A 3,563-nucleotide genomic window follows, 5' to 3' on the forward strand; every position below is an offset into this window, starting at 1 on the left:
TTCGCACGAAATCTTATTTATTCAACAAAGCCCTGCGCAATGTGCAGCTGGCGGGAGGCCTCGGCGATACTCTCCGTCTCCACCACGGTGACGAAATATTTGAGCTGCTTCAGGGTAAATCGGTTCATAGCATCACCATTGATAAAATATGGTCCGGCGCACACGGGGAATAGTTTTCCTCTAAGTCCCAAGCAATCCGCGTGCCACCCCCGGAAAAGAGCGGCGCATTGCCCGACAAGGGGCGACAATATTTATTATTGCTCTACGCCCGCGTGGTTTATTTCCACCATTGCACCATCATGCGCCACGCTGCACGCCAGACTGGCAGCGTCTGCCCCAGTTTCGCGCAAAATAACCTGTCTGCTCAAAATAGCGTTATTGAATTACAGTCATTGTTTTTAAATTGTTTACGCAAAGTATCTTAACAATCACTTTAAATTCCATATCGTTAATATCGCTGTATAGTTTTTTTAAACTTAAAGGCCAAAAATTTACTAATTGCCTCTGAAAGCATCCTGCCAGCATAGTGTATTCGCACGATGAATACCGGTGGCTCCCCATTACGGCACAGCCGAGCCACTTTCATTTTTGATAATTATGACGAGTGAAATAGCCCATGACGTTTAACTGGAACTACATGTTAAGCCTGCTCAGCGATGCCGATTTTTGGTGGGCCACCTGGACCGTCATTAAATTAAGTCTGCTGACCTGGGGCTGCAGTATTGTGCTCGGATTTATTCTGGCGCTGGCCAAACAGTCGCCGCGCGGCTGGTTATCCACCCCAGCCCGGCTGTATATCTGGTTATTTCGCAGTATGCCGCTGCTGGTCCTGCTGATTTTTGTCTACAACATGCCGCAGGCGCTGCCCTCCTTCGCCCCGGTGCTGAACGATCCCTTCTGGGCCGGCCTGCTGGCGATGGTCCTCAGCGAAGCGGCTTATATCGCCGAGATCCACCGCGGCGGATTGCTCTCCATCCCTCGCGGGCAGAGCGAAGCCGCGCGGGCCCTGGGGTTGCGCTACGCCGGGATCCAGTGGCGGGTGATCATCCCCCAGGCGCTGCGCGTCGCCCTGCCGGCGCTGGCCAATGAATATATCGCCATCGTGAAGCTCAGTTCGCTGGTGTCGGTGATCTCCCTGACCGAAATATTAATGGTCGGCCAGCAGCTCTACTCGCAGAACTTTCTGGTCATGGAGACGATGACGGCCGTGGCGTTTTATTACATCTTTATCGTCACGGTGTTCGATTTTCTGCTGAAACGGCTGGAGAACTACCTTGACGTGACCCAGCGCAATACCGCTCGTCCGGTAGATGCCGAGATGCAGCGGCTGGCCAGCGCCCGCCGCCCGGCGATGGCGCGCAGCGTCACCCAGAGTCATGAGCCGGCGCTGCAGGCCTCTAAGCTGCATAAGGCCTACAACAACGTCGAAGTGCTGGGGGCGGTGAGCCTGCAGATCCAGCCCGGCGAGGTGGTCTCGGTCATCGGTCCGTCAGGCTCGGGGAAAACCACCCTCATTCGCCTGCTGAACGGTCTTGAGCAGATCGATAACGGCGAAATTCAGATTAACGGCCAACCCTTTATTCACCTCGACCGCCAGGGGCAGCAGAAGCCGCGCTTTATGGAGAATGCCGAACATCGCCTGAACATCGGCATGGTGTTCCAGAGCTTTAACCTGTTCCCGCATCTGACCGTGTTCGGCAATCTGCTGCTGGCCCCGCGCTATCACCATCTGGCAAGTGACGCGGAGCTCCGCCAGCACGCCTGCGAACTGCTGCACAAAGTGGGCATGCTGGAGCACGCCTGGAAGTATCCGCACCAGCTCTCCGGCGGACAGCAGCAGCGGGTGGCGATCGCCCGCGCCCTGATGATGCGTCCGCAGATCATGCTGTTCGATGAGCCCACCTCGGCGCTGGATCCGGAAAAAGTGAATGAAGTGCTGCAGGTTATCGAATCCCTGGCCCACGAAGGCATCACCATGGTCATCGTCACCCACGAGATGAACTTCGCCTTCAAAGTGTCCGACCGGATCGTGTTTATGGAGAAAGGCCGGGTGGTGTGCGATGACACGCCGCAGGCGATGCGTAGCGGGCAACACCCGCGGGTCGAGGCCTTTCTCAAAGATGTTTCTCTGGCTTAACTATCGGAACGTGAAGAGGAAAAACTATGATTGCGCAGTGGCAAATTGATCAGTTTCATCAGCAGGGTTTTCTGGTGGTCGAAGAGGTGCTTTCCAGCGCCGACATCGCCGCCCTGCAGAGCGATTTCGACGGCTGGGTCGAGGAGAGCCGCGGTCACGCGACGGTGTGGGGAGAAACCCTCGACGGGCGGCCACGCTTCGATATCGAGCGCGATCATGCTCCTGACCATCCGTCGCTGCGCCGGGTCGCCTCCCCGACGGAGATCTCCGAGGCCTATCGCCATACTGCGCTGAACTCGCGGATGGCGACCATCGCCGCGCAATTGATCGGCGGCAGCGGCACCCGCTTTCATCACAGCAAAATTAACTCCAAGCTGCCGCACACCGCCACCGAGGTGAAATGGCATCAGGATTTCCTTTTCACCCCACACAGCAATGACGACATCATCACCGCCCTGCTGATGGTCAGCGAGGTGACCCCAGAGAATGGTCCGCTCAACGTGGTGCCGGGCAGTCATCAGGGGCCGCTGTGGTCCCACTGGCAGGAGGGGCGCTTCACGGGGGCGGTGGATGATGAGGTGGTGGCGACGCACTGCCAGCAGCCGCAGGCCTGTTTTGGCCCGGCGGGCTCAGTCTGCTTTATGCATACCCGCCTGCTGCACGCCTCCAGCCCCAACGAGACCGCCCTGCCGCGCACCCTGTTCATCAGCGTCTACGCCGCGGAGGATGCGCTACCCTACGGCGAAAACCCGCTGCCGAGCCGCCATGCCGGCCAACTGGTCGCAGGAGAAGAGAGCGGTCTGGTGCGCAGCACCAATAACCAGCTTCGTCTGCCGCAGAAGCCGCGCGGCGCTTCGTTTTTTGTTCAGCAGGCCGGCGCCGATCGCGCCAGCATGTAATTTGCCCACACTCCGGAGGTTTTATGACACGCATTTTCGCACCACGCCCGCTGACCCTGCTGCTCTGCGCAGCGGCTGCTCTGACATCCTTTAGCGCACTGGCCTTTCAGCAAAGCGGTAAGATCACCGCCGGTTCGGACATGACCTTTTTTCCTTACGAGTACATGGAAAACAATAAGCCAGCCGGTTTTGACATCGAGCTGCTCGATGGTCTGGCGAAGACTATGGGCCGTGAAGCAGTGAATATCGATACCCGCTTCCCCAACCTGATCCCCGGGCTGCAGGGCGGGCGCTTCGATATCACCAACTCGTCGATGTACATTACCGCCGAACGCCTGAAGGTGATCGATATGGTGCCGTACCTGAAAAGTGGGGAAGCGATCCTCGCCCGCAAAGGCGGCGACTACCAGCCTAAGACCCCGGAGGACTTCTGCGGGCATAAAATCGGCTCGATGGGCGCCACCTCGTGGCTGGCGCAATTGCAGAAGCTTTCCGCGGCTTTGTTGAATAAATAAGATTTCGTGCGA

The 3,563-nt window shown here is 57.7% G+C and carries 2 protein-coding genes and 2 pseudogenes; 3 read left to right on the plus strand and 1 reads right to left on the minus strand.

Annotated features, from left to right (window positions below):
• Nucleotides 1-32 precede the first annotated feature (32 nt).
• A pseudogene (locus tag HMPREF3096_RS31340) lies at nucleotides 33-248 on the minus strand (helix-turn-helix domain-containing protein); the annotation flags it as partial.
• Nucleotides 249-616: 368 nt separating this feature from the next.
• On the opposite strand from HMPREF3096_RS31340, the gene HMPREF3096_RS05535 reads away from it, so the two are divergent.
• The 3 genes and pseudogenes from HMPREF3096_RS05535 to HMPREF3096_RS05545 all read left to right on the plus strand — a co-directional run.
• On the plus strand, nucleotides 617-2,137 hold the full coding sequence (locus HMPREF3096_RS05535) for an amino acid ABC transporter permease/ATP-binding protein (protein ID WP_004190429.1): 1,521 nt from the start codon (nucleotides 617-619) through the stop codon (nucleotides 2,135-2,137).
• A gap of 26 nt (nucleotides 2,138-2,163) precedes the next feature.
• Nucleotides 2,164-3,036, plus strand: coding sequence for a phytanoyl-CoA dioxygenase family protein (locus HMPREF3096_RS05540; RefSeq protein WP_004224469.1), 873 nt, complete (start codon nucleotides 2,164-2,166; stop codon nucleotides 3,034-3,036).
• A 23-nt stretch (nucleotides 3,037-3,059) separates the two neighbouring features.
• Nucleotides 3,060-3,533, plus strand: a pseudogene (locus tag HMPREF3096_RS05545) (transporter substrate-binding domain-containing protein); the annotation flags it as partial.
• Nucleotides 3,534-3,563: the final 30 nt, after the last annotated feature.

This window comes from Klebsiella sp. HMSC25G12 (genome assembly GCF_001807705.1).
Taxonomy (GTDB): domain Bacteria; phylum Pseudomonadota; class Gammaproteobacteria; order Enterobacterales; family Enterobacteriaceae; genus Klebsiella; species Klebsiella variicola.